Here is a 25,953-nt window from a genome sequence, read left to right on the forward strand (position 1 = left end):
AGAAAGCTTGCAAGTACCTCAAAGGAAGTCCAATGTACTATTTTAAGAATGTTGGAAGTCGATAACCCGATCGCTGGCGGTTGGTATCGGTGATGTCACAAAATCAAAGACGGCTGTCGAATTGGTAAATTAGTCACCATCGACGGAGCTGCCCTATACTCGATTGCTATTTAAAAAGGTGCGCGCAGGCGCAGCACCACACAGAACTCATAATGAGTTCCTGCCGCCGAGCAGAAATCCGCATCCGAGTTGGGCGACTTAGAAGGCTAAGACTCGTTATTAGGAGCATTAATGAATTTATTGTTTGAAGGCTTAGGTCTTTCGGAAGAACTCGTTCTCCATCTGGAAACACTAGGCTTTACAGAACCTACTCCCATCCAAGTACAAGCAATTCCGCACTTGCTAGCAGGTCGCGACGTTGTGGGTCAAGCCCAAACAGGAACGGGCAAAACGGCAGCATTCTCGTTGCCAATCTTGGAGCGGATCGATCTAGATTTAATTGCGGTGCAAGCACTGGTGCTGACACCGACCCGCGAATTGGCGATGCAGGTAACAGAAGCTATCCGCGATTTGAGCGGTATCAGCAAGGAAGGCCCGGTAAAAGTAGGTCGCTCTCTGCAAGTTCTGACAGTGTACGGCGGTCAATCGATCGATCGCCAAATGCAGCGTTTGAAGCGCGGCGTTCACATAGTTGTCGGGACACCCGGACGCATATTAGATATGCTCAGCCGTGGCAGCCTGAAACTAGACAAAATACAATGGCTGGTTTTGGACGAAGCTGACGAAATGCTCAGCATGGGCTTTATCCAAGATGTGGAAAAAATCTTGGATGCTGCACCAAAAGATCGTCAAACGGCATTTTTCTCGGCGACGATGGAAGCTTCCATTCGGAAATTGGTAGCGCGCCATTTGCGTAACCCAGTCAACGTCACCGTCGAACAGCCAAAAGCAACGCCGAAGCGCATCAGCCAAGGCGTGTACATGATTCCGCGCGGCTGGTCTAAAGCAAGAGCTTTGCAGCCAATTCTAGAAATGGAAGACCCGGAATCGGCGCTGATTTTTGTGCGGACGCGGCAGTCGGCGGCGGAACTTACCAGCCAACTGCAAGCAGCAGGCCACAGTGTGGACGAGTATCACGGTAATTTGAACCAGGCACAGCGGGAACGCTTGCTGCATCGGTTCCGCCAATGTCAAGTCCGCTGGGTAGTAGCGACGGATATTGCGGCGCGGGGCTTGGACGTGGATCACTTGACTCACGTAATTAACTACGATTTACCCGATAGCGTAGAAAGCTACGTTCACCGGATCGGACGCACGGGTCGGGCCGGTCGCGAAGGAACAGCGATTACGCTGATTCAACCGGTAGATCGCCGCAAATTGCGTTTGATTGAACGCCACGTTCGATCGAGCTTGACAGTGCGGAACATTCCGACACGGGCACAAATTGAAGCACGTCAGTTGGAAAAAATGCAGGGTAAAGTTCGCGAAGCTTTGGCTGGCGAACGGATGGCATCTTTCTTACCTCTGGTGTCTGAGTTGTCCGAGGAATACGACTCCCACGCGATCGCCGCTGCAGCATTGCAAATGGCCTTCGATCAAAGCCGTCCGGCTTGGATGGGCGCGGATTACGCTCAACAAGAAGATCCCCCGATTGGTGGAGAAAACAGCGTCAAGCCAATCTTGATCAAGAAGCGGGCTAAGGTGGGTGCGCCCAGCGTTGGTTCTCCTGTTCCTCAGAACAGCTAATTAGTAGGGTGCGCCTCGGCGCGCCTTATTTTCTAATTGAAAAGGTACGCAGTGCGTACCTTTTTTTTATCAGAAAATTGGGTTGAATGAAAACCCTGCGACTTTAGTCCAGGGATGAAATGGCATTTCTAATCGCAAAGATGCAAGTCCTGACTGCAAACCTGTACGCGGGAATTCTTGGACTGTTGTGTAATATCGTTTCCCGTTGCATCGGAATAATAAAATCGAGTCAACAGTTAACACTCAACCATGCAGTTTTTTGACCCGCCCGTCAACAGTCAACAATCAACAGTCAACAGTCAACAGTCAACAATCAACAATCATTGTATGAGTGCAACCAGAATTGATATAATATTTTAGTCTAGCTGCATCCCGACAAGAATCTTTTGCACGCGATCGCCCTTAAGTTCCAAAACCAAATTAGAAGCCTTTTGGTCATTCCTGTAAGTCAACCGAGTGGCTTCACCATGCACAGATTGCCACCCGTAACCGTAAGTTTTAACAACTTTTTGCCTGCCATCTCCTACCTTGATACCATCAATTGTCGCCAACTTGGGATTAGTAGTAGAAATTAAATAAACTTTGCCTTCCCATGCTGCTACCGTCAATTTTGAGTAGGTTAACGTGCGAATATTGCCACTAATTACTGAACCAGCAGATTTAGTTTCGTCTCGCTGCGGTTTTCCCAACTTGCGTTTAGCTTCTTCTACAGACATCCCCAATTTCATGCCGCTAATCTCCAAGCGCGAATAGTCGATCGCTGTGGGCTTTTGTGTCGCGCTCAGCATTGTTTCTAGGGCGATCGCAGTTTTATTCATACCCGCCACAGGGCGAACTAAAGCAGCAAATCCTAAGCTCGAAATTGCGATATTGAGTATGATGCTAGCGACGGCTGTTGTCAGGAACAATTTTACCATTTTTTTTATAGCTTTATTTAGAAAATTCTTCGCCCGATCGCCCGATCGATCCGGAGCAATACTAATAATTTCGAGCCGAGAGAATTCGCACAACAGGTAAAGCCCGCTTGCTGCTGGCTGTTGTTTGCAGGGCGATCGGGCGTTGATGATAATTAATCACCGGAATTGGTGTGATATCCTAACAAAAGCCGTTGCTCCATAAAATCCGCAATTTAGATGACCGCCATAGATTCCACTAAACACCAAAAATCTAAAGCCCTCAAACCCGGAAGCCGCCGCCCCGCTAAAGAGCTTTGCAGCGAATGCGGTTTGTGCGATACATATTATATCCATTATGTCAAGGAAGCTTGCGCTTTCTTAACACAGCATATCGCAGAACTAGAAGCAGAGATTCACGGGCGATCGCGCAATCTCGACAATCCCGACGATTGGTACTTCGGAGTCAGTCAAAATATGATGGCGGCTAAGAAAAAAGAACCAATTGAAGGCGCTCAGTGGACGGGAATTGTCAGCTCAATTGCGATCGAAATGCTAGAAAAAGGCATTGTTGAAGGCGTTGTCTGCGTCCAAAACACCAAAGAAGACCGCTTTCAACCGATGCCAATAATTGCTAGAAATCGCGAAGAAATTCTCGCAGCCAAAGTCAACAAACCAACTCTATCTCCCAACCTTTCAGTATTAGAACAAATCGAAAAATCGGGAATGAAACGACTGTTAGTAATTGGCGTAGGCTGTCAAATTCAAGCATTGCGAACAGTCGAAAAACAACTCGGTTTAGAAAAGCTTTACGTTCTCGGAACTCCCTGTGTGGATAATGTCAGCCGTGCAGGCTTGCAGAAATTCCTAGATACAACTAGCCGCTCTCCTGAAACGGTTGTTGCTTACGAATTTATGCAAGACTTTAACGTTCACTTCAAACACGAAGATGGTTCCGAAGAAAAAGTGCCGTTTTTTGGTTTGAATACTAAAGAATTGAAAGATGTTTTTGCTCCTTCTTGTTTGAGCTGTTTTGATTACGTCAATTCTTTAGCAGATTTAGTTGTCGGCTACATGGGCGCACCTTTTGGTTGGCAGTGGATTGTAGTAAGAAATGACACCGGGCAAGAAATGTTAGACTTGGTAACGGATCAGCTAAACACTCAGCCGGTGATGTCTCAAGGAAACCGCAAAGAAGCCGTTCAGCAAAGTATTCCCGCTTACGAAAAAGGTGTGACTTTACCGATGTGGGCGGCGAAGTTAATGGGAGTTTTTATTGAGAAAATTGGGCCGAAGGGTTTGGAATATGCGCGCTTTTCAATTGATTCTCATTTCACTCGCAATTATCTGTACGTGAAGCGAAATTATCCTGAGAAATTGGAGGCTCATGTGCCGGAATATGCTAAGCGGATTGTCGCGCAGTATAAGTTGCCAGAGGTCTAAACTTGTTGTAGGGCGCATCATATCGTGTCCTGTTAATTACCATTAATAAAAAATGTTTGTAGTGAGGAATTTAGTCCTCGGAATGGATGCGGACTAAATTTCTCACTACAAACCAGTTTTTTTGTGGTAGCTAACGGACGCGCACTAATTCTTGGGTGATTGAAATTATGCAACTCCAAACCCTGTATATTCGCGGGCATAAGTTGGCTGAAGTCCTAGCACAATATCCTCTTTTGGTACTCCCATTTCTACCAATTCATCAGCAATCTGCCTGTCAGTTTGATTTCGCTGAATCCAGATTTTGCCATTTTTAATATCCAAATGAAACACACAGTTGTACACGCGGCGGTGTCCGTCCCATCCTAAATCGACGGCTAGATAGCGGTCTTTTTCTAGATCGAAAATTGTTTCTACCTCGATTTCTCCGTTAATGGGTGCTATCTTGCTATCTTCAATTAGGAGTTTTTGAATGCACTGACGGTAATGCTCTAGTCGATCCATTTGACTATTGCCTCCTGAACAGGGTTGTACACAATAAGCTTGACTTGGTGTTGTCTAACCGATGCTTGAGGTAACTCCCGACTGAAAAAAGATTCGCGGCGTTGCGAGCGGAACTGCCAAATATAGAATGCGAGCTGGTTCGATCTTTTCTAAGACTAAACGATAATTTAAAAATTGTCCGAGGGCGGTATGAAAATCAGAGAGAGCTGAAGCACTTAAAAAGCTCTTGACTTCTACTGCAATTTTATTTCCTGATTTTTCCGCAGCGAGGAGTTTTTATGCTCCAAAATCGATTTCGACTCTCTCATTCTCAGCAAATTCTAGCCTGAGAGGATCGTGAGTAATGACCCACCCAGATTTTTCAAGACCTCGCTTCACAGCATTATGAAATCTATCCTTAGCTGACACTGGTTATACCTCACCTCTAAACCTATCTTAAATGATTGGAGTAAACTTGTAGGGTGCCCAGCGTCAGAAGCTGTTGGATTATTGAAACCATAATGCTAGTGACGCACCCTACGAGTCTAAGCCTGAGTGTCGATCGCCTTGCGGTAAACTATCTTGTCATCGCCTGCTTTGCAGAAGTCGCGAATCCGCGCTTTTTCGTCGTAACCGCACTTGCGGTAGAACGATCGCACGCGATCGAATTCCGGGAGCCCCGACGTTTCCACCAGCAGCACGCGCCCGCCCCGCGCCGTCAACGTTTGTTCAATGTCGCACCGCGTCCTTGTCCCTGGCGATCGGGTAAGATAGCGATTAATTGCAGGTTCCAGGTGCGATCGGTCATCGGTTCGAGTTCGCAGTAGGCGACACCCACGGGCCCGCCGTCGTCATCGGTGATCCAGAAGCGATCGCTATCGTTGTTACCGCTGAAGTAATCAGCCAGCATTTCTTCTACTTCATTGAGTTGGTTCGCCTCGAACAAGCCAGTCGCTTCGGCTAGGGCGATTAGGGCGATCGTATCATCGGGCGCAGTCGATCGAATCATCGCGAACTCCAGTTGAAATCTTGCACCGTGCGTAGCGTCATATTGCATAAAAATGGCGATCGCACATTCCTACAAATCAGCAGCGTGTTCCTTCAATTCGTCCAAAGAAACGTATTCCAAAGTTAAAACGTGAGTCGCCGACAAAACCACGCGCGGCGCACATCCAGCATCCATTGCTTCCTTCCACCGAGAAGCGCACAAACACCAACAATCCCCTGGTTTCAATCCAGGAAATTTAAACTCAGGAACCGGCGTACTCAAATCGTTTCCCATTCTTTTGGTGAATTGCAAAAAATCTTCTGTCAGTTGGGCGCAAACAGTGTGAGCCCCCAAATCCCCGCCGCCCGTATTGCATTTTCCGTCTCGATAATATCCCGTCATGGGCGACGTACAGCAAGTCTCTAATTTTCCGCCCAGCACATTTGTAGCTTCCGTCACCATCACAACTCCTCCGCAAAACTCTTCGATCTAATTTTACACAAAAGCTAGTTGTTTATAGATATTTTTCCATGACAAAGTTGATTAATTTTTGACCCCTCCGTTCTACTTCTTGCTTTTTAATCACCATAAATCCCTGGGTTTCAAAAAAAACTCTAGCTGTAATGCTGGCTTCGGCAAATAACTTTTTAAGTCCTAATTCTTGGGCTTTTGACTCAATTTGTGTTAAAATAAGCTTGCCAACTCCTTGTCTTTGAAAGTCTTTGTGACAGTAAAAGCGATCGATATGGCCGCTTACTTCTAATTCCCCAAAACCTGCAATTTTATCACCTTCTTCTGCTACGAAAGTAAATTTACTGCTTAAACTTTTAGTCCAACTTTTAATATCGATATCGGCTGGAGCCCAAGCATCTACTTGGGCTTTTGTGTAATCGCGGATATTGACTTCGTGCACGGTGTCGTAGAACAGTTTTATAATTTTTTGGGTGTCGCCGATTTCGTAGGTTCGGATTTTCATAATCATTCAGGTGCAGATTCGCACGATTGGCGGGTTTTGGACGGAGATTGATTGCGGGTGTTTGGGATTTTGGGCTAAACCCGCCCCGACAAATCGACTCTAAAAATAATTTTACTGCACCCTTGACAAGCTCCGCTAGTCTGTGCAAGATTAATTATAACAACTGTTCGATATACCTTATTTTTCCAAGCTCAGCCACCAAAAGCCTGTTTTGTATTCGGTTATACTATATCGGATGTTCGATATAGGAATATTTAGTCGATCGCCCTTAAATCTCCGATCACCTAGGATCTGGAATAAAAAATCAGAAGATAGATCGACCTATGCCAAAGATAGTTGACCGCGAATTGTACCGCAAAGAACTGCTGAACAAAAGTTTTGAGCTCTTTGCCGAAAAAGGCTATTCCTCCGTCACAATGCGAGAAATTGCATCAGGAATTGGAGTTTCTACAGGCACGCTGTACCACTATTTCCCAAGCAAAGAAAGCTTGTTCGAGCAGTTAATTGAATACTTGAGTTATGAAGATACCAAAGAAGAAGAACTAGCAGAGTTGGGAAATCCACCCACCCTGGGAGAAAGGATTCAAGAAATGATGAATTATCTGGCAAAGAATGAAGATTATATTATGAAGAGCTTGTTGATAATGTTTGATTTTTGTCAGAACAAAAATCGCCAAGATATTGACAACAACCATGCTCTTCAGCAAGCAGGAAAGCGTTACGAAGAGGCAGTATGTTGCTACTTGGGTGTTTCCGATCCGGCCATTGCTATATTTATCATCAACTCTGTTGACGGCTTGCTGGTAAGAAGGTTTTATCAGGGGGAAAGGATATCTTTTTCTGAACAAGCGAATTTATTAAAAGAAATGCTGCTGGCTTATTTAGAAAAAAAACAACCGTAAATATAGGAGGAATATGAATTTTCAATATTTCATCAAGCCTAAAAATAAATTGGTAATGGGATTAGTAATTGCTGGCGCTGCTATTAGTGTTGGTACAACTTTTTACGGGATTTCTCAGTTTGGATCTTTAGCTAAAAATGCTGAACCTTTGTCGGTAGAAACGCCGCCGCCCAGGAAAATCACGGCATTAGGAAGATTGGAACCGCTGGGGGAAGTGATTCGCTTGGGAGTGTCGCAGACGTTGGATGGCGATCGCATTGCGAAGCTTTTAGTCAAAGAGGGCGATCGCGTGAAAGCAGGGCAGTTGATCGCGATTTTGGATGCGGGCGATCGGCTAAAATCTGCTTTAGACGAAGCCAAAGAAAAAGTCAAAGTTGCTGAAGCCAATTTAGCAAAGGTAAAAGCCGGTGCCAAGTCGGGAGAAATTGCAGCACAATCTGCCACAATTGGCAAGCTAGAAGCGGAATTGCAAGGAAATCAGGCGGCGCAACAAGCAACAGTCGATCGCATCCAAGCGCAATCGCGAGGTGAAAGAACCGCACAACAAGCAACTATCAGCAGAATCACCGCACAATGGCAAGGAGAAAGGAAAGCACAAACAGCAACAATTAGCAGAATAACTGCACAGTGGCAAGGAGAAAAAACAGCACAAACAGCCGCAATTAACAAATTAAAAGCCGAGTCTAATAATGCAGAAACCGAATATCTGCGGCACAAACAACTCGTTGACGAAGGCGCAATTTCTAAATCCGTAATGGACACCAAACGGCTGACGTTAGAAACAAGTCGCCAGCAAGTTAAAGAAGCCGAAGCAAATCTCAGCCGCATCAACAATACGGCAAAACAACAGCTTGAAGAAGCCGAAGCAAATCTTGCCCGAATTAACAGTACAGGAATTCAGCAACTTAATGAAGCCGAAGCAAATCTTGCCCGAATTAACAGTACAGGAATTCAGCAACTTAATGAAGCCGAAGCAAATCTCGATCGCATTAAAAATAGTGGTAGCGAACAAGGGAAAGAAGCCCAAGCAACTCTCGAAAGAATAGGCGAAGTTCGGCCCGTAGATATCCAAGTAGCGCAAACCGAAATCAACAGCGCCATCGCCCAAGTCAAGCGCGCCCAAACCGAATTAAATCAAGCTTATATCCGCACTCCTAACTCCGGAAAAATCCTGAAAATTCACACTCGCCCAGGGGAAAAAATCAGCGATGACGGGATTGCAGACGTGGGAGAAACTGAGCAAATGGTAGTCGTCGCCGAAGTTTACCAAACGGACATCGGCAAAATTAAGGTTGGACAAAAAGTAGCCGTTACTAGCCAAGCATTTTCAGGAGAATTAGCAGGAACAGTTAAAGAAATTGGGTTGAAAGTTAGTAAGCAAAACGTGTTTAGTAACCAGCCGGGAGAAAACTTGGACAGCCGAGTTGTGGAAGTTAAAATTCACTTAAATCCTGAAGCTAGCAAACAAGTTGCAGAATTGACCAATTTGCAGGTACAAGTAGCAATTCAAAATTAGGGAGATTCTGAAAATGGCAGAATTTGGGCCTGATCCAAACCGACCTTATCCGATGGTAGACCAGCGCCGGGTTTGCTTTATCAAAAACTTTGTTAAATCGCCCAATATTATTGTCGGTGATTACTCATACTACGACGATCCGATCGACCCGGAAAACTTCGAGAAAAACGTACTTTACCATTACGGGAGTGAGAAATTAATTATTGGTAAATTTTGTGCGATCGCCACCAACGTCAAATTTATCATGAACGGTGCAAATCACAAACTCGACGGCATTTCTACCTATCCATTTCCTGTTTTTGGCAACGGCTGGGAAACGGCGATGAATCTATTAATCGAACTACCAAGTAAAGGCGATACTGTCATCGGCAATGATGTTTGGATCGGTTATGAGTCGGTGATTATGCCGGGAGTCAAAATCGGCGATGGTGCAATTATTGCTGCTAAATCTGTTGTGGTAAAAGATATTCCCGCTTACACGGTTGTTGGTGGAAATCCCGCAGGTTCAATCAAGCAGCGTTTTAGCGATGATGAGGTTGCACAACTGTTACAAATTCGCTGGTGGGATTGGGAGATTGATAAGATTTCACGCAATATTAATTTAATTATGCAATCTGATATTCCAGCGCTGATTAAGGCTGATCAGACTTAGGCACTCGCCCACAAAGAAACCGGGTTTTTCACCGATATTAAAGGCTGCGATGCAATATTTTCGTAAAAAACCGGGTTTCTGCCGACCGGATTATCCCAATTACTAATTCCCAAAATTTATGTTTCGCAAAACACCCCTTGCTTGGTTGCAAGTAACCAGAGAAAAAACTCGTCTTGCGGTTGCTATCGCCGGAATTGCCTTTGCAGATATTCTGATTTTTGTGCAATTAGGATTTCAAGATGCACTCTTCGATTCTGCTGTTAAGCCGCACGAAAGTTTACAGACAGATTTAGTTTTAATTAATCCTCAATTTGAAACTTTTGCTGCGGTAAAACAGTTCAACAGAGAACGAATTTATCAAGCACAAGGAGTTGCAGGAGTCAAGTCCGTAAGTTCATTATATATTGGGATGGGACAGTGGCGAAATCCCACAAACCGCACTACGCGAGGGATTTTGATTTTTGGGATTGATCCGGGAAGCACAACATTTAATTTGCCGGATGTCAATCAAAAGCTAGCTAAAATTCAAATGTTCAATCATGTGTTGTTTGACCAAGCTTCTCGACCTGAATATGGCGAGATTGCCAATATTTTCAACAAACAATCTAGCCTCGAAACTGAACTAAATAAACGCAATATTCAAGTAGGAGGAGTCTTCACTCTGGGTACTTCCTTTGTGGCTGACGGTAATGTGATTGCTAGCGATTCTACGTTCATGAATTTATTTCCCGATCGCAAACCGGATGAAATTGATGTGGGTTTGATTCAGTTGCAGCCTGGGGCTGATATTGTCAAAGTTCAATCTATGTTGAAAGCTATATTGCCGGATGATGTCAAAGTTTTAACTTTAGCGGAATTTGCTGAAATAGAAAAGGCTTATTGGGGAAATGCTACTCCGATTGGTTTTATTTTCGGATTCGGTACAATTATCGGGTTCGTTGTTGGTCTGATTATTGTTTACCAAATTCTTTATTCGGATGTTTCGGATCACTTGGCTGAGTACGCGACTTTAAAAGCAATGGGATATAGCGATCGCTATTTAGTCGGAGTTTTAGTTCAGGAAGCTTTGTTATTAGCTGTTTTGGGCTTTATACCGGGAATTGTTTTGGCTAACGGGTTGTATTCTTTGGCTCAATCTGCTACATTGCTACCGATTTCGATGACTGCAAATCGAGCGACTGTTGTGTTGGGTTTGACGATTGTGATGTGTACTGGTTCTGGGGCGCTGGCTTTGCGGAAATTGCAATCAGCCGATCCGGCAGATATTTTCTAAAACAAAACTCGGCGGTTGAAACCGATCCTACACAAACAAAGTCTGCCTCCGCCGACTGAAGAATAAGCGGTAAAATAAATCACCAAAAATCACTATGCAAACCCTAAATTCTCCCGCAAATTTCGATAAAAATATCATAAATAAACCAGTAATTTCAGTCAAAAATCTCAACCATTATTTCGGTCAAAGTTCCCTCAAAAAACAAGCTTTATTTGACATTAATCTCGATATTAACCCCGGTGAAATAGTAATTATGACGGGGCCCTCTGGTTCGGGGAAAACGACTTTATTGACGATGCTAGGTGGTCTGCGATCGGCTCAAGAAGGGAGTCTCAATATTCTGGGGGAAGAAATACGCGGCGCTAGTAAGAATCAGTTAACTAAGTTGAGAAAGCAAATTGGTTATATTTTTCAAGCGCATAACTTGATGACGTTTTTGACGGCTAAGCAAAATGTGCGGATGTCTTTGGAATTGCACAAGGAAATGCTAAATCAGAATATGGATGCTTTGTCAATATCCATGTTGGAATCTGTGGGTTTGACCGATCGCGTTAATTATTACCCTGAAAATTTGTCGGGAGGACAAAAACAAAGGGTGGCGATCGCCCGCGCGTTAGTCAGTCGCCCTAAAATAGTTTTAGCGGACGAACCTACGGCGGCTTTAGATAAACAATCCGGGCGAGATGTGGTGGAAATCATGCAGAAACTAGCAAAGGAACAAGGCTGCACGATTTTGCTAGTGACGCACGACAACCGTATTCTCGATATTGCCGATCGCATTATCTACATGGAAGACGGGCGTTTAGTCACAAATTTAGCCGATCGACCTTAATCACATCTTCACTTGGCAGGGCCTACAGCCTCGATCGCAGCTTCGAGGGCGATAGATACATGAGTCCAATGAGTTCCCCCCTGACAAAAAGCCACATAGGGCTCGCGCAGAGGCCCGTCAGCCGAAAACTCGGAGGTACTCCCATCAATAAAAGTACCTCCAGCCATCACCAATTGACTCTCGTACCCCGGCATCGGCGCCGGCACCGGATCTAAATAGGAACCCACCGGAGAATTTTGCTGAACCGCCCTACAAAAAGCAATTAACTTATCAGCAGAACCGAATTCGATCGCCTGAATCACATCCCTGCGCCTCGCCAAGGGAATCGGATTCACCCGATAACCCAACTTATAAAAAACGTAAGCCGTCAAATGATTACCCTTCATCGCCTCCCCCACAAACCCAGGGGCCAAAAATAAACCCTGAAACAGCAAGCGATTCAAATCAAAAGTTGCGCCCCCGCTGCTGCCAATTCCCGGTGCCGTCAAGCGACAAGTTGCCGCTTCTACCAGATCGGCCCTCCCGGCGACGTAACCTCCTGTGGGGACGATCGTACCCCCCGGATTTTTGATCAAAGAACCAGCCATGAGATCCGCACCCACAGCAGTAGGTTCGCAATCCTCAACAAACTCCCCGTAACAATTATCAACAAAGCAAATTGTGCTAGGATTCTGATGTTTGACTAGATCGATGATTTTTTTAATCTCAGAAATAGACAAACTCGGTCGCCAAGAATAACCGCAAGAGCGCTGGATCAAAACCAGGCGAGTCTTTGCTGAAATAGTAGAGCTCAGTGTCTGCCAATCCACACTTCCTTCGCGAGTTAGAGGCAACTCACGGTAACTAATGCCAAACTCAATCAGTGAACCTTGACCTTGCCCCCGCAAGCCGATCACTTCTTCTAAAGTATCGTAGGGAGAACCAGCCACTGCCAACATTTCGTCACCAGGACGTAGGATGCCAAAAAGAGCACAGGCGATCGCGTGAGTACCCGAAACAAACTGTACCCGCACAGCCGCCGCCTCTGCCCCTACTACCGCGGCAAACACCGCGTCTAAAGTTTCCCGACCCAAATCGTCGTGGCCGTAACCCGTAACCCCTGCAAAATGCTGGACTCCAACCCGGTGGCTGCGAAAAGCTTTTAAGACTCGTTGAAGATTTTGCTTGACTGTTGCGTCAATACCAGAAAAAATCTGAAAGAGTGCCTGTTCTGCTTCCTGTAGCCGTGAAACGCTATTCATCTATAACCTCGCTCACCATTTGCGTGCGCGCCGTCGATTATCGCGTAAATACGGCCTCTAGTTTGTAAACATAATATATTCATGACGATTGCAACTTCCAAAAAAACTTCTCCTGATTGGCCTGTCATAGGCTTTATGGCCTTTCTGCACATCGGCGCTTTATTTGCTTTACTGCCGGGTAATTTTAGCTGGTCTGCTGTCGGCTTAGCAGTATTCCTGCACTGGGTAACAGGTGGTTTAGGGATTACTCTAGGATTTCACCGTCTCGTTACGCACCGCAGTTTTCAAACACCCAAATGGCTAGAGTATTTTCTAGTTATTTGTGGCACCCTGTCCTGTGAAGGCGGCCCGATCGACTGGGTAGGAATGCACCGATTACACCACATACATTCTGACACCGAAACAGACCCCCACGATTCTAATCAAGGCTTCTGGTGGAGCCACATGGGCTGGATGCTCTCGGATCTACCGATCAGAGTTGAAATTCCTCGCTTTACCAAAGACATCGGCGACGACCCAGTATACAAGTTTCTCCAAGCATATTTTATACCCATCCAAGTCGTGTTCGGTGTGTTGCTTTATTTATTAGGCGGCTGGTCTTTCGTGGTTTGGGGCGTATTTATGCGGATCGTGGTGGTGTTCCACTGCACTTGGCTGGTTAACAGCGCTACCCACAAATTTGGCTACCGCACCTACGAGTCGGGCGATGGCTCGACCAACTGCTGGTGGGTTGCTGTCCTCACCTACGGTGAAGGCTGGCACAACAACCACCACGCCTTTCAATACTCCGCTCGCCACGGTCTCCAATGGTGGGAAATCGACATCACTTGGATGACTATTCAACTGCTACAATCGCTGGGTTTGGCAACCAAAGTGAAATTAGCAGAAAAATAGTCAGTTGATAATTGGTAATTGGTAATTGGTAATTGGGCATTGTTGACTGCCAACTGCCAACTGCCAACTGCCAACTGCCAACTGACTAATTAGCCAGTTTTGGCGATCGGGTCAGGTTGCGTTGAACACAGATTGAATCATCTGGCGCGATCGACCCAACCAACACCACAATCAGTTATAATAGAACCAGAAACAAAAAATTTTGTTTTGCCGCCAAAATTTTTAATTTCACAATTAAATCGTAAATCTTTTTCGATCCTCATCCAAAATCTAGGGGAGCATCTGATTTTTTAAAAAAAGCATTTTTTACAAAGCGTGCTGTCGGGAACTCCCGATAGCACTATTAAATGCAAAACACAGACACTCCCAAATCTATCATTCATTCTCGCTCAGTTTGGGCAAGCGTGCACCAAAACAGTTCGCGACTCAATCCAAACTCTTATACGTGAATTCCAGTCTGCATCTCATCAGAAATCAAAAAAAAGAATGACAATAGCAACACAAGAAAAACTCCAATACAATTGGAAGCACGTTATTAGTTTAGCAGGACTGCATATCGGAGCTTTGTTCGCATTTTTACCGAGTAACTTCAACTGGACAGCAGTTGGTTTAACAGTATTCATGCACTGGATCACCGGCGGTTTAGGAATAACTCTCGGATGGCACCGCCTACTCACCCACCGCAGCTTTCAGACACCAAAATTCGTAGAATACTTTCTAGCATTTTGCGGAGCCCTGGCCTGTCAAGGAGGAATAATTGATTGGGTTGGGCTGCACCGCTTGCACCACACCCACTCCGACCAAAATGCGCTCGACCCTCACAATGCCCAGAATGGTTTTTGGTGGAGTCACCTCGGCTGGATGCTTTATAAAGGCCCCGCCCACGCTGAAATTGCTCGCTGCACAAAAGACATTTCCAGCGATCCGTTTTACCAATTTTTGCAAAACTACTTTCTCCCCATACAAATCGTCTTTGGCGTGTTGCTTTACTTCGCCGCAGGCTGGCCCTTTGTAGTTTGGGTAATTTTTGTCCGCTTAATTTTGGTGTATCACTGCACTTGGTTTGTAAACAGTGCAACTCACAAGTTTGGCTACCGCACCTACGAAACTAAAGATAGTTCTACTAATTGTTGGTGGGTTGCGGTTTTGACTTACGGCGAAGGCTGGCACAACAATCACCACGCTTTTCAATACTCTGCCCGTCACGGTATGAAATGGTGGGAAATTGACTTTACTTGGATGACAATTCAAGTCTTGGAAGCGCTAGGTTTGGCTAGTAAGGTTAAATTACCAGCAAAATAGCAGTAATTCAGTCCTAGAGGCAGAACCTCTTTAGGGTGTGCCGAACCGCGCACCTTACCGCTTCAGAAACCGGGTTTCTTTGAGAAACCCGGTTTTTTTGTGACTAATAACCAGTGACTAATAACCAGTGATATCAATTCCCGTTGCACTCCTGGGGAATTGTTGACTGTTGACTGTTGACTGTTGACTGTTGACTGCGGGTCGAAAAACTGAATTGTTGAGTATTAACTGTTGACTCGATTTTATTATTCCGATGCAACCGGAAACGATATGACTAATGACTACTGACTAATGACTACTGACTAAGGATCGAAAACTTAATAACTTAAACACCTCCTACAGTCCTCTCTCCTGTAAGTTGCCACATCAAAGGAGGCAGAGCCTCCGCACCTGCATTACCAGGCAGAGCCTGGTAACGAGCAATGACTAATGACTACTGACTACTGACTAATGACTAATGACTACTGACTAATGACTACTGACTACTGACTAATGAGACCGTTTTTGGTCGCTGCGGCCGCGCAAATATTCTGCTAAAAATGCCAATCCTCCCGAACCTACTATTAACAGCACGCTGAGAGCATTAATATCAGGTTTCACTCCAGTCCGAATCCGGCTAAAAATTTCCATCGGCAGAGTTGTAGTCCCGCTACCTGCGGTGAAACTCGCAATCAAAAAATCGTCCATGCTGAGGACAAAAGACAGCAGACAACCAGAAACAATACCAGGTAATAATTGAGGTAATAAAACCTGCATAAAAGCCTCAACAGGTGTTGCACCCAAATCTAAGGCAGCTTCTTCTAAATATGGGTTTAAATCCGCCAATCTAGTAGAAACAGCTAGAGCGATGTAAGCCAGACAAAACACAACGTGGGCGGCGACAATTGTCCACAAACTTAGAGGAATAGCGAGGGCTGCTAAAAATACCAGAGTAGCAACCGCGCTGGCAATATCTGGAATAATAATCGGCAAGTAGGAAACTCCCTGATATAAACTTTTCCCAGGAAAGCGGTAGCGGGCTAAACCAACGGCCATTAAAGTTCCGAGTACAGCCGAGATTGCAACTGCACAAATAGCGACTGTTAAACTATTTCTGAGGGCAATTAATATTCGCGTATCGCTAAATAATTGAACGTACCAATTTAAGGTAAATCCTTCCCAGCCGGCACTAAAACGCGATTTGTTAAAGCTGTAAAATGTGAGTACCAATATGGGTAGGTACATATAAAAAAACATGGAGATGGCAAATATGACTTGCCAAGAAATTTTAAATTTAGGTTTTAAGTACATATCGGGTGGTATTTCCTCCTGTGGATTGTTGGTGGGATTTTCCATGTCTCGTTAATCGCGAATTGGTAATTTGGGAATTGGGAATTGGGAATTGGGAATTGGGAATTGGGAATTGGGGATTGGGAATTGGGAATTGGGAATTGGGAATTGGGAATTGGGAATTGGGAATTGGGAATTGGGAATTGGGGATTGGGAATTGGGGATTGGGAATTGGTAATTGGGAATTGGGAATTGGAATTGGGAATTGGTAATTGGGAATTGGTAATTGGGAATTGGGAATTGGTAATTGGTAATTGGGAATTGGGAATTGGGAATTGGAATTAACAAATAACCAATAACAAATAACAAATAACAAATAACCAATAACCAATAACCAATAACCAATAACCAATAACTACTGACTACTGACTACTGACTAAACTGCATTACGATCGCCATATTTGAGCAAAAGGGCAATTCCGATACTCACTGCAAAAATTAATACCATACTCAGAGCCGAACCCAGCCCCCAATTTTGTGTTGCTCCCAAAAACTGATTGTAAATCAAACGAGCGGCTGTCATGCTGGAAGCTCCACCGAGCAATTCGGGATCGACAAAATCGCCCAGACAGCTAATAAATACTAGCAAAGAGCCTGCTGCAATTCCCGGCATTGTTTGAGGTACTGTCACTTTCCAGAAAGTTTCTACCGGATTCGCGCCCAAATCTTGAGATGCTTCTAACAATCTGCGATCGAGCTTTTCCAAAGAAGCGTAGAGAATTGTGACGATATAAGGCAAATAGCTGTAAGCCATGCCGATGAGAACGGCGGAACTTTGATTTAACAATTCTAGAGGAGGGATGCCTACAAGGGCTAAGACCGAGTTGAGAACGCCCGTAGGACGCAGTATTGTAATCCAAGCATACGATCGCAACAGCGAAGAAGTCCACAGCGGCAACACAAAGCCCAATAATGTTAAATTCCGCCACTTCGGCGAGACATTGAGGGCTATCCAGTAAGCGACGGGAAATCCCAGCACCAAACAGAGTATGGTAGTTCCAGTTGCGAAAAAGAGCGATCGACCCATCACCTGCAAATTCAGCGGTTCAAACACTCGCAGGTAGTTGCCGATTCCCGAAGGATTCACCAAATCTCCCGGCTTAATATTTGGTACCAAACTAAGCTGAAAAATCACCAGAGTTGGTATTACTAATAATAAAACTAGGAACAAGCCAGAAGGGCCGAGCAATGCTAGCGGCCCAGCCCACGACGACCACGGGGAGGCGGTTTCAGCTTTTACGGGATCTGTGGGAGGAATCGGAGGGGGAGCTTTGGTGGAAACAGCCATAAATAATAGTTTTGATTTTTTAACCGCTGATGAACGCGGATTAACGCGGATATAATACGGATGTATGCAGTGGGCGATCGACTGTGGGGGCGGATTGATGTAAAATTTGGATAAAAGTCAGAGATTGCGTGTAAAGTCCGCCCTACAGGTGAGGATCAGCCGCTGGTTAATTTAGTCCAATAGCGATCGTACACTTCCATAAATTTCCCTACCGGAGCAACACCTTCGCAATTTCTTAAAACAGCTTCCGAGGGGAAAAGAATTTCGTTTTCGCGGACTTCCGGCGTTAACAAACTAAAAGCATCTTCCGAAGGAGTTGAAAAACTGAGCCGTTCTACTAAAGAAGCAGCGATATCGGCTTGCAGCATAAAGTTAATCCATTTATAAGCTGCTTCGGGATTGGGAGCACCTTTGGGAATTACTAAAGTGTCTGTCCACAAAGAAGAACCACTTTTTGGCACGATATATTTCAATTTATCGTTATCTGGAATTACTTCATTAGCATCAGAAGAATAACACATGGCTATCTTCAAATCGCCAGTCAGCATTTGCGGCCGCCAAGCATCTGTGGTAAAAGATGCGATCGCAGGTTTGAGCTCCACCAACTTTTCGTAAGCTTTTTTGACTTGCTCTGGGTTCGTAGAATTGAGGGAATAGCCAAGCATCCGCAACGCAGCACCCATAACTTCTCGAACATCGCTTGCTAGCGTCATTCGTCTTGCTAACTCCTGTTTGTGTTGCCACAAATAGTTCCAATCGACCGGAGCTTCTTTGAGTTGTTCGCTGTTGTAAATCAAGCCTGTGGTTCCCCAACTCAAAGGGACGCTGTAGCGGTTTCCTGGGTCGTAGACAGGGTTTTGGAACTGTTTTTTGAGCCGATCGAGTCCGCCCAAAATCGAGTGGTCTAATTTAGTCAACAGCTCCAGTTCGGTCATCTGAACCACCATGTAGTCAGACGGGTAAATGATGCTGTAGGCGCGGCCTCCGCCGGCTTGAACTCTAGCCAGCATTTCTTCGTTGGAACTAAACACGTCGGCTACTACGCGAATGCCTGTTTTTTCGGCAAAGCGATCGAGCAAAGCTTTATCGGTATAGCCAGCCCAAGTATAGATGAAAAGTTGGTCGGCAGCACCTGTGACGGGAGGAGCAGATTGTACGTCTGCCAGTCGCCAGCCGCAACTCGAAAGGGCTAAGCCGGAAATTGTCGCCGCCGAATTTTTTAGGAACTGACGGCGTGTCGAATTAGCCGGGAAAATCCTGGAAATTGGTAGATTTGTCGGAGGCACAGTTTGATTTTAGATTTTAGATTTTAGATTTTAGATTGGGGAATTGGGGATTGGGAATTGGGAATTGGGCATTGGGAATTGGGAATTGGGAATTGGGAATTGGGCATTGGGAATTGGGCATTGGGAATTGGGCATTGAGAATTGGGCATTGAGAATTGGGCATTGAGAATTGGGAATTGAGAATTGGGAATTGGGCATTGGGCATTGGGAATTCTCCTATTTTCCCATTTTCCCCCTCTCCCTCTCTCCCTCTCTCCCCCTCTCCCATTCTCCCCCTCTCCCCCTCTCCCATTCTCACCCTCTCCCTCTCTCCCCCTCTCCCATTCTCACCCTCTCCCTCTCTCCCCCTCTCCCATTCTCCCCCTCTTCCTCATTAGGATCGATCGCCCAAAGCAAGGCAATCAGTAGTTCCCCAGTAGGCATAAATCGGCGTGTTTTGGTCTGGGAAAGAGCCGCCGGTATTTGGCTGGCGCACCGTAATTTTATCGCCAGAGGTCAACTCAACCACGTAATGAACGTGAGTGCCCATGTACATAGTATTTTTGAGCCGCCCTTCAAAACAGTTGACCGACACTTCCGGCTGGTATAGATTCAAATATACTTTTTCCGGTCGGACGCTGACCACCACAGAGTCGCCTGTGACACCATTCCACATATCTGACTGCTGAACGATTATTTTCAGATTGGCCGAGGTGCGAACTGTGAGAGTCGATCGGTCGATCGACTCCACCGTACCAGAAAACAAATTCGTATCCCCAATAAAATCCGCCACAAAAGCCGTCTGCGGACACTCATAAATTTCTTCGGGAGAACCGATTTGCTCAATTCGGCCCTCGTGCATCACCGCAATCCTGTCTGACAGACTCATCGCCTCTTCTTGGTCGTGAGTCACCATCACAAAAGTCAAGCCTAATTCTTGATGCAAATTCGACAGTTCCAACTGCATCTGCTTCCGCAATTTCAAATCTAGAGCCCCCAGCGGTTCATCTAGCAGTAGTACCGCCGGTCGATTTACCAGAGCTCTCGCCAAAGCCACCCGCTGCTGCTGGCCGCCCGACATTTGACCGGGAAACCGGTTGGCGAAAGATTCCATTTTCACCAATTGCAAAACTTCTTTTACCCGTTCTTCAATTTCCGTTTTCCCCAATTTTTTAATCCGCAGTCCAAAAGCGATATTGTCCCAGACATTCATGTGTCCGAACAAAGCGTAGCTTTGAAACACGGTATTTACCGGACGGCGGTAAGCTGGAGTGTTAGTCATCGACTGGCCGCGAATCATCAATTCGCCCGCCGAGGGAGTCTCGAAGCCAGCGATTAAACGCAGCGTCGTAGTCTTACCGCAGCCGGAGGGGCCGAGAATGCTAAAAAATTCTCCTTGTCGAATGCTGATGTCAACTCCGCGAACCGCGGTTTCGCCGTTAAATACTTTAAAGACCTTGCGGAGTTCAACGTCAAGCGCTGTATCCGTTGCTGTCGTACCTTGGTTGAGTGCTGTCTGAAACATATTCGCCCTTTCCTGGGGTTAATGCACGCCGCTTGAATACAGTTTAACTTTAGATTTTTCTGTATTTTAGGCGAGGAATGTTCGATGTAACAGGTTTTGGGATTTGTTCTTTCAATTCTATCTCAGAGTGTTCCTGGGTAAGTCTGAATGTTTTGTGTCGCGCGATCGAGTTCGATCGACTCCCCAACTATTGATTCTCAGGAATTGGAGTAGGAGATGGTGTTGGTGATTTCTCTGGTTTGGGTGCTTCTGCTTTTTGCCATTCTGACAAAGGTCGATTGACAGCATTTTTAAAGTCAAAAGGCACTAGCAGCACGGGCAAATTTTCGGCTGAATTTGGAGGGGGCGCTTCCCCCGGATTGGCTAGAGCGTACAAGAAGCGGCCGCTAAAGTCTGTTTTCCCTAAAACTAGGCGGTGAGTTTCCTGGTTGTCCAGCTTGACTGTGACTGTAGCTTGGGGTTTGTCTAGACCGTATTCTGGGAGTTTAGCCGCGGTAGTATTAATCGTGCGATCGCTCTTTCCTGTCGCCAGCCTGTCTAGCAAAAAATCCACCGAAGCCTCACTCGCGTGCGCTTGCACCGGCAATTTCATTTCCCAGCTAGACTTGCCTCCTTTTGTAGCATAAACTCGCTGAAAAGTCAAGATTTTTTCAGGAGTTTTTACTGTAAAAAATTGTATGCGATCGGACTTAAAATTAAAAATTTTCTGTTTGTTTTCCTTCGCCGCTTCCTGCTGGGGAGACACCTGCATTTCGTACACAGAAACAAACCCAATCATGCTTAGCGCGACGGCTATCAATACAAATGTATTTTTCTGCAATTTCATAATAACTGGGAATTGGGCATTGGGAATTGGGCATTGGGCATTGGGCATTGGGAATTGGGCATTGGGCATTGGGCGAAGCGGAGGGATTGGGCATTGGGCATTATTGACTGTTGACTGTTGACTGTTGACTGTTGACTGTTGACTGTTGGTTATTTGTTATTTGTTATTTGTTATTTGCCACATCAAAGGATTAACAATTAGCAACTGACAACTGACAACTGACAACTGACAACTGACAACTAATTTATCTTCTCTTCCACCAGATAGTGCCACCAATTACCAGTCCGAGTAAGGGCCAAACTAGCCAAGCTAAAATCAGCAATCCTATTTGGATGACCGTCATATTAATGCGACGGTTGGTAGATTTTTTCGGACTTATAGAAAGGCTTTGTTGGTCTGGTTTACTCAACCAACTGACAGAGTTGAGAAATACGTCACTATTGAGTTGTTGCTCAAACCAACCGTTAGTCACAAATTGAGATGTGCCAATTACTACCATGCGCGATGTTTTTTGAGAACTTGATGGTACAGAAGGAGTTGTGGTTGGCTTCGGAGATGGTGTCGGAGATGGTGTGGGTGTTGGGGAACTTTCGGGAGATGTTGTGGGTGTTGGGGAAGCTGTCGGTAATACTGGCGGCGTAGCTTCTTGGGAGACAATCACTGAGTAGCTAATTGGGGAAGCTGTCGGCGATGTTGTTGGAGATGGGGATGTTGTCGGAGATGGCGATGTTGTCGGAAATGGCGAATCTGTTGGAGATGGCGATGTTGTCGGGGATGGAGAATCTGTCGGCGATGGAGAATCTGTCGGCGAAGTTGTTGGAGATGGCGAAGTTGTTGGAGATGGCGATGTTGTTGGAGATGGCGATGTTGTTGGAGATGGTGAAGTTGTTGGGGATGGCGAATCTGTTGGGGATGGCGAATCTGTTGGGGATGGCGAATCTGTTGGGGATGGCGAATCTGTTGGGGATGGCGAATCTGTCGGCGATGGCGAAGTTGTCGGCGATGGCGATGTTGTCGCAGATGGAGAAGGCGAGGGTGAGGGTTTTAAGGGAGTGCTGTCAGCGCCCGATCGCACTAAAGCCACACCTAATAATAACGGGCCTTGTCGATCGGTCTTCTGATCGAACTCCAATTTCTTAGTCGTCAAATCGCTTTCCGCCCAACTTTCCTGACTCGTCCACAGCAGCGGTTGTTCTTCTATCCCTGCTACGGGCGTGGTTTCCAAAGCACGCGCAAACGGATAAAATGAAATGCCGGTGCCGAAACTTTTAGTAATCGGATTGTCGCCGTAGCGCCTGACTGTGGGAACCGTCGGGCCCAGACCGAATCTTTGACCGCCGCCGGAAGCATCAATGACCAAACGGGTGTCTAATTTTAGGCCCCATTCTTGCAGAAATTTGTCCAATCCGGTATTAATTGCTGGGTCTACCATTAAGAATAAACTGCCGCCGCGATCGAGATAAGCTTTTAGCGCTTTAATTTCTACATCGGTAAACGGTTGTTCTGGCCCAGCAATAATTAAAGCATCCGCATCTTCCGGGACTTCTTGGCGTTCGGCAAAATTCAGCGTTTGGGCGTTATAGTATTTATCTTTCAGAGCTTTTTGGGCTTGCTCAATTCCGCCTTGACCTTCTTTCAGCGGGCGCGTTCCTTTACCTTGCAAAAAGTAAACTGTAGGATTGCGAGTGCTCAGAATTTCTTCTAAGCCATTGGTAAGTTTAATTTCTGAAAGACCTTGATTGGGGTCGCTACCAAAAGCTGTCCCGCCTTTTTGCAGCTCTTGTTTTTTGTCACCGGACTGCAGGTAAACTTCTCCAATGCTGGTAATGCTAAATTCCCTGGCTTTTCCCGGTTGGGCCTGCGGGTCTACAAATTCGTATTGGAACTTGGAACCTCCCTCGCGTTTGTAGCTTTGCAACAGTTCTTTTGTTTGGGGATTTTGAATGGGGTCAAATACCCATACTTTGACTGGTTGTTGGAGGTTTTGCAGTATTTGTTTAGTCTGGGGGGCGAGGGTAAACTGTTGGCTTTCGGTTAAGTCGATGCGGAGGGGATAGCGAAATGCGATGAAGTTAATTATTCCGAGAATCACAAATACTGCGATGGTAGCAATGAGGGCGTTGGTGCCGGCTTGGGTGGAACGCTGCCCCCAAAAGCCTTGTTCGTGAGTTAAATATAGCAGCCAAAGTGCGATCGTCACCGTTCCGGCAATAACTAAACCGACTGTCAGGGGTTCCCATGCTGCGGATACAAATGCTGCTGTTAAACCCGCTGCGATGAGGAGGGGGCCCAGCCAAAAAATATATTTCCAATTGGTTTTCTTAATTTTCATAACATAAATATGGGACGATAATTTTCCGGTTCGAGAATGTTATTCATATTGCATTAGCCTGCAACCAGGCTGTTAAGTCTGACTGCTGTTGAAAATCCAGGACGGCATCTCCTAATTCTTGTAATTCCTGCACGCCTAATTGACGGATGCAATTTTCGGTTTCTGGTTGGATTGTGCCTAAACGCCGCACGATTTGACGCAAAATTAACGATAAATGAGCGGCTTTTGTTACCTGTTCTTTTGCTAACTCTATGGCAATCTGCTGGTCTTCAATCCACAGTTCTTGGTTCTGCAATTCATTTAATTCTTCCTGAGTGAACTTGTCTTCGCTGGCCATTCTCAAAGCTTTCTCAATTTCGGGGACTGCACTCAGTGTTTCTGGTACTGTATCCAAAGTGCTGGTGTTTTTGAGAAGGTAAATCCATCGGTCTGCGGTGGTTTCTAATTCTGCTAATTCTTTGGTAAATTTGGGCAGTTCTATAAATACTAATTCTATTTCAGTATCGGGATAATCAAACTGCTGCTCTTTTTCTTTGAAAACAAATCGCGTCAGAAATTCTGGTTGGTTTCCAAACATTTCAAAGTCGGCAATTTTTAAAGAAATTACTGTTTTGAGTCTTTCGTAGCGTTCTTCTCGTGTTAATTGCAGGCTGTAGGTTTTAGCTGCGTTGTACAAAACTCTGGTTCCGAAGGAAGGGACGTTGATTACTTGAATTTCAATGAGGGCGATTCGGTCGCCGTTTATTGTGGCTTTGACATCTAGTTGTGTGTCTACTCCGAAAGTTTGATTTCCTGGTTGGGATTTGATTATTTCTAAGTCTTCGATGACGGGCTGTGCTTCATAAAGGATGGCGTTTAAAAAATTAATTAGGATGTCTTTGCTGTCGCTGGAAGCGAATATTTTTTTGAACGCAAAGTCTATTTTTGGATTAATTAATTTCATTGTTTGAGGTACTTTGTAGGATTTAACATTACTAATTAGTCATTGGGCATTGGGAATTGGCCAAACAGGGCATTGGGCGGAGCGAAGTGGAGGGATTGGGAATTGGGCAATTCTCCCACTCTCACATTCTCTTCCGGTCCCACTTCTCCCTTCCCTTTCTAAGAACGCTGATATCGTAAGGCATCGATGGATTGGGCGGTGAGAAATACTCCTAGAATGATGTAACTGGCAAACATAATTAAACTGCTGGTATCGAAAACTCCCTTGACTAGATTGGTGTAATGTGTTAGTAGCGATAACTGTGCTAATGCGACTCCGAAGGGGCCGCTAATACCGACGGCGGCGGCATCAATTACCCACAGAAATAATACTAGAGTGAAGGTGAGGATGGCGGATAAAATTGTGCTGTCTGTGAGGGAGGAAATAAACATTCCGAGGGACAATACTGCTGCTGCTAGGAGGATGAGGCCGCCGTGTCCTAACAGGAGGACACCGGCGGGTACGGGTGGGGTTGATGAACTGAGGGCGATCGCCTCGCAGAAGAGCAGGGGCAACAACATTGTGGTGTAAAATGTCAAAACGCCGAGGAGTTTGCCGGTAGCAACGGCCCAGTTTGTTAAGGGCGATGTGGCTAAAAGTTCTAGGGTTCCGCGCTTGCGTTCTTCTGCGTAAAGTCCCATTGAAAGTGCGGGTAGCACGAACAGTGAAAGGGAACCCATGATTCGCAGAAATAGTTGGAGAAATTCGTAGGCTACGTCGATGGGAGGTTCGGTAATTCCCATTTGATCTCGCTGGGCAATTTGGGGAATTAACCCGTCGGGGGCGAGGAGAATGGCGATTAAGAAGTAGCCGGTAATCAGCCAAAAGACGGCGGCGATGGCGTATGCTAATGGCGATGCAAAATAGCTTTGGAGTTCTTTGCGATAAATGGCGATGATATTACTAATCATTACTAACCTGGGAATTGGGGATTGGGGATTGGGTAGTTGGTAATTGGTTCATTCTGTTTTGTCGGCTGGTGGGTTTGGTTCGCTGTCTTTGGTATTTTGGGTATTTTTTTCTATTTGTCGCTTTCTGGTAAGGGGTGGCGGTTCTGGTTGAGAATCGCTAGTCGGTTGTGGCTTTTTTTTAAGCTTCCGGTTTGTTACAACTGGGGGTGGTTCTGGCTGAGAAATTTCTCTAGATTCTACAATTTGTGGAATTTCGAGATTTTCGACAATCGGTTCTGGTTGAGAAATTTCTCTCGACTCTACGATTTGTGGAATTTCGAGATTTTCGACAATCGGTTCTGGTTGAGAAATTTCTCT

26 protein-coding genes and 2 pseudogenes are annotated in these 25,953 nt (G+C 45.6%); 11 read left to right on the plus strand and 17 right to left on the minus strand.

The window, feature by feature from the left end; genetic code table 11:
• Positions 1-291: 291 nt before the first annotated feature.
• Positions 292-1,746 carry a DEAD/DEAH box helicase gene (locus QUB13_RS23265; protein WP_333091184.1) on the plus strand — a complete coding sequence of 485 codons (1,455 nt, stop codon included), beginning with the start codon at positions 292-294 and terminating at the stop codon, positions 1,744-1,746.
• Between the two features lie 356 nt (positions 1,747-2,102).
• On the opposite strand, the gene QUB13_RS23270 is transcribed toward QUB13_RS23265, so the two are convergent.
• Positions 2,103-2,663: a hypothetical protein gene (locus tag QUB13_RS23270; RefSeq protein ID WP_333385387.1), complete on the minus strand. Its 561-nt coding sequence runs from the start codon at positions 2,661-2,663 to the stop codon at positions 2,103-2,105.
• Between the two features lie 216 nt (positions 2,664-2,879).
• Between QUB13_RS23270 and QUB13_RS23275 the strand changes: the two genes are divergently transcribed.
• Positions 2,880-4,082: a Coenzyme F420 hydrogenase/dehydrogenase, beta subunit C-terminal domain gene (locus tag QUB13_RS23275; protein ID WP_333385392.1), complete on the plus strand. Its 1,203-nt coding sequence runs from the start codon at positions 2,880-2,882 to the stop codon at positions 4,080-4,082.
• Between the two features lie 165 nt (positions 4,083-4,247).
• On the opposite strand, the gene QUB13_RS23280 is transcribed toward QUB13_RS23275, so the two are convergent.
• The 6 genes and pseudogenes from QUB13_RS23280 to QUB13_RS23305 all read right to left on the minus strand — a co-directional run bounded on the left by QUB13_RS23280 (position 4,248) and on the right by QUB13_RS23305 (position 6,526).
• The gene (locus QUB13_RS23280; RefSeq protein ID WP_194011158.1) at positions 4,248-4,583 is read right to left on the minus strand and encodes a XisI protein; all 336 of its coding nucleotides are present in this window, start codon (positions 4,581-4,583) and stop codon (positions 4,248-4,250) included.
• Positions 4,571-4,991 (minus strand): annotated as a pseudogene (locus QUB13_RS23285) (XisH family protein). The gene QUB13_RS23280 and the pseudogene QUB13_RS23285 overlap by 13 nt, the downstream one beginning before the upstream one ends.
• Before the next feature lie 116 nt (positions 4,992-5,107).
• On the minus strand, positions 5,108-5,284 hold the full coding sequence (locus tag QUB13_RS23290) for a hypothetical protein (protein WP_333385396.1): 177 nt from the start codon (positions 5,282-5,284) through the stop codon (positions 5,108-5,110).
• Complete coding sequence (locus tag QUB13_RS23295) at positions 5,281-5,619, minus strand: GNAT family N-acetyltransferase (protein ID WP_333385400.1); 339 nt, start codon at positions 5,617-5,619, stop codon at positions 5,281-5,283. The genes QUB13_RS23290 and QUB13_RS23295 overlap by 4 nt, the downstream gene beginning before the upstream one ends.
• A 21-nt stretch (positions 5,620-5,640) precedes the next feature.
• On the minus strand, positions 5,641-6,012 hold the full coding sequence (locus QUB13_RS23300) for a DUF2237 family protein (RefSeq protein WP_333385403.1): 372 nt from the start codon (positions 6,010-6,012) through the stop codon (positions 5,641-5,643).
• Positions 6,013-6,064: 52 nt separating this feature from the next.
• Complete coding sequence (locus QUB13_RS23305; RefSeq protein WP_333385406.1) at positions 6,065-6,526, minus strand: GNAT family N-acetyltransferase; 462 nt, start codon at positions 6,524-6,526, stop codon at positions 6,065-6,067.
• 323 nt (positions 6,527-6,849) lie between these two features.
• On the opposite strand from QUB13_RS23305, the gene QUB13_RS23310 reads away from it, so the two are divergent.
• The 5 genes from QUB13_RS23310 (at position 6,850) to QUB13_RS23330 (ending at position 11,701) form a co-directional block, all read left to right on the plus strand.
• A complete protein-coding gene (locus QUB13_RS23310) occupies positions 6,850-7,428 on the plus strand; it encodes a TetR/AcrR family transcriptional regulator (RefSeq protein WP_333385409.1) in 579 nt (192 codons plus the stop codon).
• A 13-nt stretch (positions 7,429-7,441) separates the two neighbouring features.
• Positions 7,442-8,944: an efflux RND transporter periplasmic adaptor subunit gene (locus QUB13_RS23315; RefSeq protein ID WP_333385412.1), complete on the plus strand. Its 1,503-nt coding sequence runs from the start codon at positions 7,442-7,444 to the stop codon at positions 8,942-8,944.
• Positions 8,945-8,957: 13 nt separating this feature from the next.
• A complete protein-coding gene (locus QUB13_RS23320) occupies positions 8,958-9,596 on the plus strand; it encodes a Vat family streptogramin A O-acetyltransferase (protein WP_333385414.1) in 639 nt (212 codons plus the stop codon).
• Between the two features lie 118 nt (positions 9,597-9,714).
• On the plus strand, positions 9,715-10,869 hold the full coding sequence (devC, locus tag QUB13_RS23325; protein WP_333385417.1) for an ABC transporter permease DevC: 1,155 nt from the start codon (positions 9,715-9,717) through the stop codon (positions 10,867-10,869).
• A 94-nt stretch (positions 10,870-10,963) separates the two neighbouring features.
• Entirely contained in the window at positions 10,964-11,701 is a 738-nt protein-coding gene (locus QUB13_RS23330) for a DevA family ABC transporter ATP-binding protein (protein ID WP_333385418.1), read from the plus strand.
• A gap of 8 nt (positions 11,702-11,709) precedes the next feature.
• On the opposite strand, the gene QUB13_RS23335 is transcribed toward QUB13_RS23330, so the two are convergent.
• Positions 11,710-12,942 (minus strand): methionine gamma-lyase family protein, encoded by a 1,233-nt coding sequence (locus QUB13_RS23335; protein ID WP_333385421.1) that lies wholly within the window; start codon positions 12,940-12,942, stop codon positions 11,710-11,712.
• Between the two features lie 81 nt (positions 12,943-13,023).
• On the opposite strand from QUB13_RS23335, the gene QUB13_RS23340 reads away from it, so the two are divergent.
• Together QUB13_RS23340 and QUB13_RS23345 are read left to right on the plus strand one after the other, a co-directional pair.
• Positions 13,024-13,836 carry an acyl-CoA desaturase gene (locus QUB13_RS23340; RefSeq protein ID WP_194011153.1) on the plus strand — a complete coding sequence of 271 codons (813 nt, stop codon included), beginning with the start codon at positions 13,024-13,026 and terminating at the stop codon, positions 13,834-13,836.
• Positions 13,837-14,322: 486 nt separating this feature from the next.
• Positions 14,323-15,138: an acyl-CoA desaturase gene (locus QUB13_RS23345; protein ID WP_333385424.1), complete on the plus strand. Its 816-nt coding sequence runs from the start codon at positions 14,323-14,325 to the stop codon at positions 15,136-15,138.
• Between the two features lie 489 nt (positions 15,139-15,627).
• On the opposite strand, the gene QUB13_RS23350 is transcribed toward QUB13_RS23345, so the two are convergent.
• Entirely contained in the window at positions 15,628-16,473 is an 846-nt protein-coding gene (locus QUB13_RS23350; RefSeq protein WP_333385427.1) for an ABC transporter permease, read from the minus strand.
• A 39-nt stretch (positions 16,474-16,512) separates the two neighbouring features.
• Between QUB13_RS23350 and QUB13_RS23355 the strand changes: the two genes are divergently transcribed.
• Positions 16,513-16,752, plus strand: coding sequence for a hypothetical protein (locus QUB13_RS23355; protein WP_333385430.1), 240 nt, complete (start codon positions 16,513-16,515; stop codon positions 16,750-16,752).
• Between the two features lie 91 nt (positions 16,753-16,843).
• Here QUB13_RS23355 and QUB13_RS23360 read toward each other — a convergent pair whose 3' ends face one another.
• Positions 16,844-17,755: an ABC transporter permease gene (locus QUB13_RS23360; protein ID WP_333385434.1), complete on the minus strand. Its 912-nt coding sequence runs from the start codon at positions 17,753-17,755 to the stop codon at positions 16,844-16,846.
• Positions 17,756-17,910: 155 nt separating this feature from the next.
• Positions 17,911-19,041 (minus strand): ABC transporter substrate-binding protein, encoded by a 1,131-nt coding sequence (locus tag QUB13_RS23365; protein ID WP_333093573.1) that lies wholly within the window; start codon positions 19,039-19,041, stop codon positions 17,911-17,913.
• Between the two features lie 43 nt (positions 19,042-19,084).
• Here QUB13_RS23365 and QUB13_RS23370 point away from each other — a divergent pair, with 43 nt between their 5' ends.
• The gene (locus QUB13_RS23370; protein ID WP_333385438.1) at positions 19,085-19,207 is read left to right on the plus strand and encodes a hypothetical protein; all 123 of its coding nucleotides are present in this window, start codon (positions 19,085-19,087) and stop codon (positions 19,205-19,207) included.
• Between the two features lie 207 nt (positions 19,208-19,414).
• On the opposite strand, the gene QUB13_RS23375 is transcribed toward QUB13_RS23370, so the two are convergent.
• The 6 genes and pseudogenes from QUB13_RS23375 to QUB13_RS23400 all read right to left on the minus strand — a co-directional run.
• Complete coding sequence (locus QUB13_RS23375; RefSeq protein WP_194071218.1) at positions 19,415-20,545, minus strand: ABC transporter ATP-binding protein; 1,131 nt, start codon at positions 20,543-20,545, stop codon at positions 19,415-19,417.
• 187 nt (positions 20,546-20,732) lie between these two features.
• Positions 20,733-21,440 (minus strand): DUF4340 domain-containing protein, encoded by a 708-nt coding sequence (locus QUB13_RS23380; protein WP_333385441.1) that lies wholly within the window; start codon positions 21,438-21,440, stop codon positions 20,733-20,735.
• 175 nt (positions 21,441-21,615) lie between these two features.
• Positions 21,616-23,703 carry a Gldg family protein gene (locus QUB13_RS23385; protein ID WP_333385444.1) on the minus strand — a complete coding sequence of 696 codons (2,088 nt, stop codon included), beginning with the start codon at positions 23,701-23,703 and terminating at the stop codon, positions 21,616-21,618.
• A 43-nt stretch (positions 23,704-23,746) separates the two neighbouring features.
• Positions 23,747-24,646 (minus strand): Rpn family recombination-promoting nuclease/putative transposase, encoded by a 900-nt coding sequence (locus QUB13_RS23390; RefSeq protein ID WP_333385448.1) that lies wholly within the window; start codon positions 24,644-24,646, stop codon positions 23,747-23,749.
• 158 nt (positions 24,647-24,804) lie between these two features.
• Entirely contained in the window at positions 24,805-25,596 is a 792-nt protein-coding gene (locus tag QUB13_RS23395) for an ABC transporter permease (protein WP_194012477.1), read from the minus strand.
• Positions 25,597-25,644: 48 nt separating this feature from the next.
• Positions 25,645-25,953, minus strand: a pseudogene (locus QUB13_RS23400) (hypothetical protein); the annotation flags it as partial.

The sequence above is a fragment of the Microcoleus sp. B4-D4 genome (assembly GCF_036705185.1).
In the GTDB taxonomy this organism is placed as follows: Bacteria; Cyanobacteriota; Cyanobacteriia; order Cyanobacteriales; family Microcoleaceae; genus Microcoleus.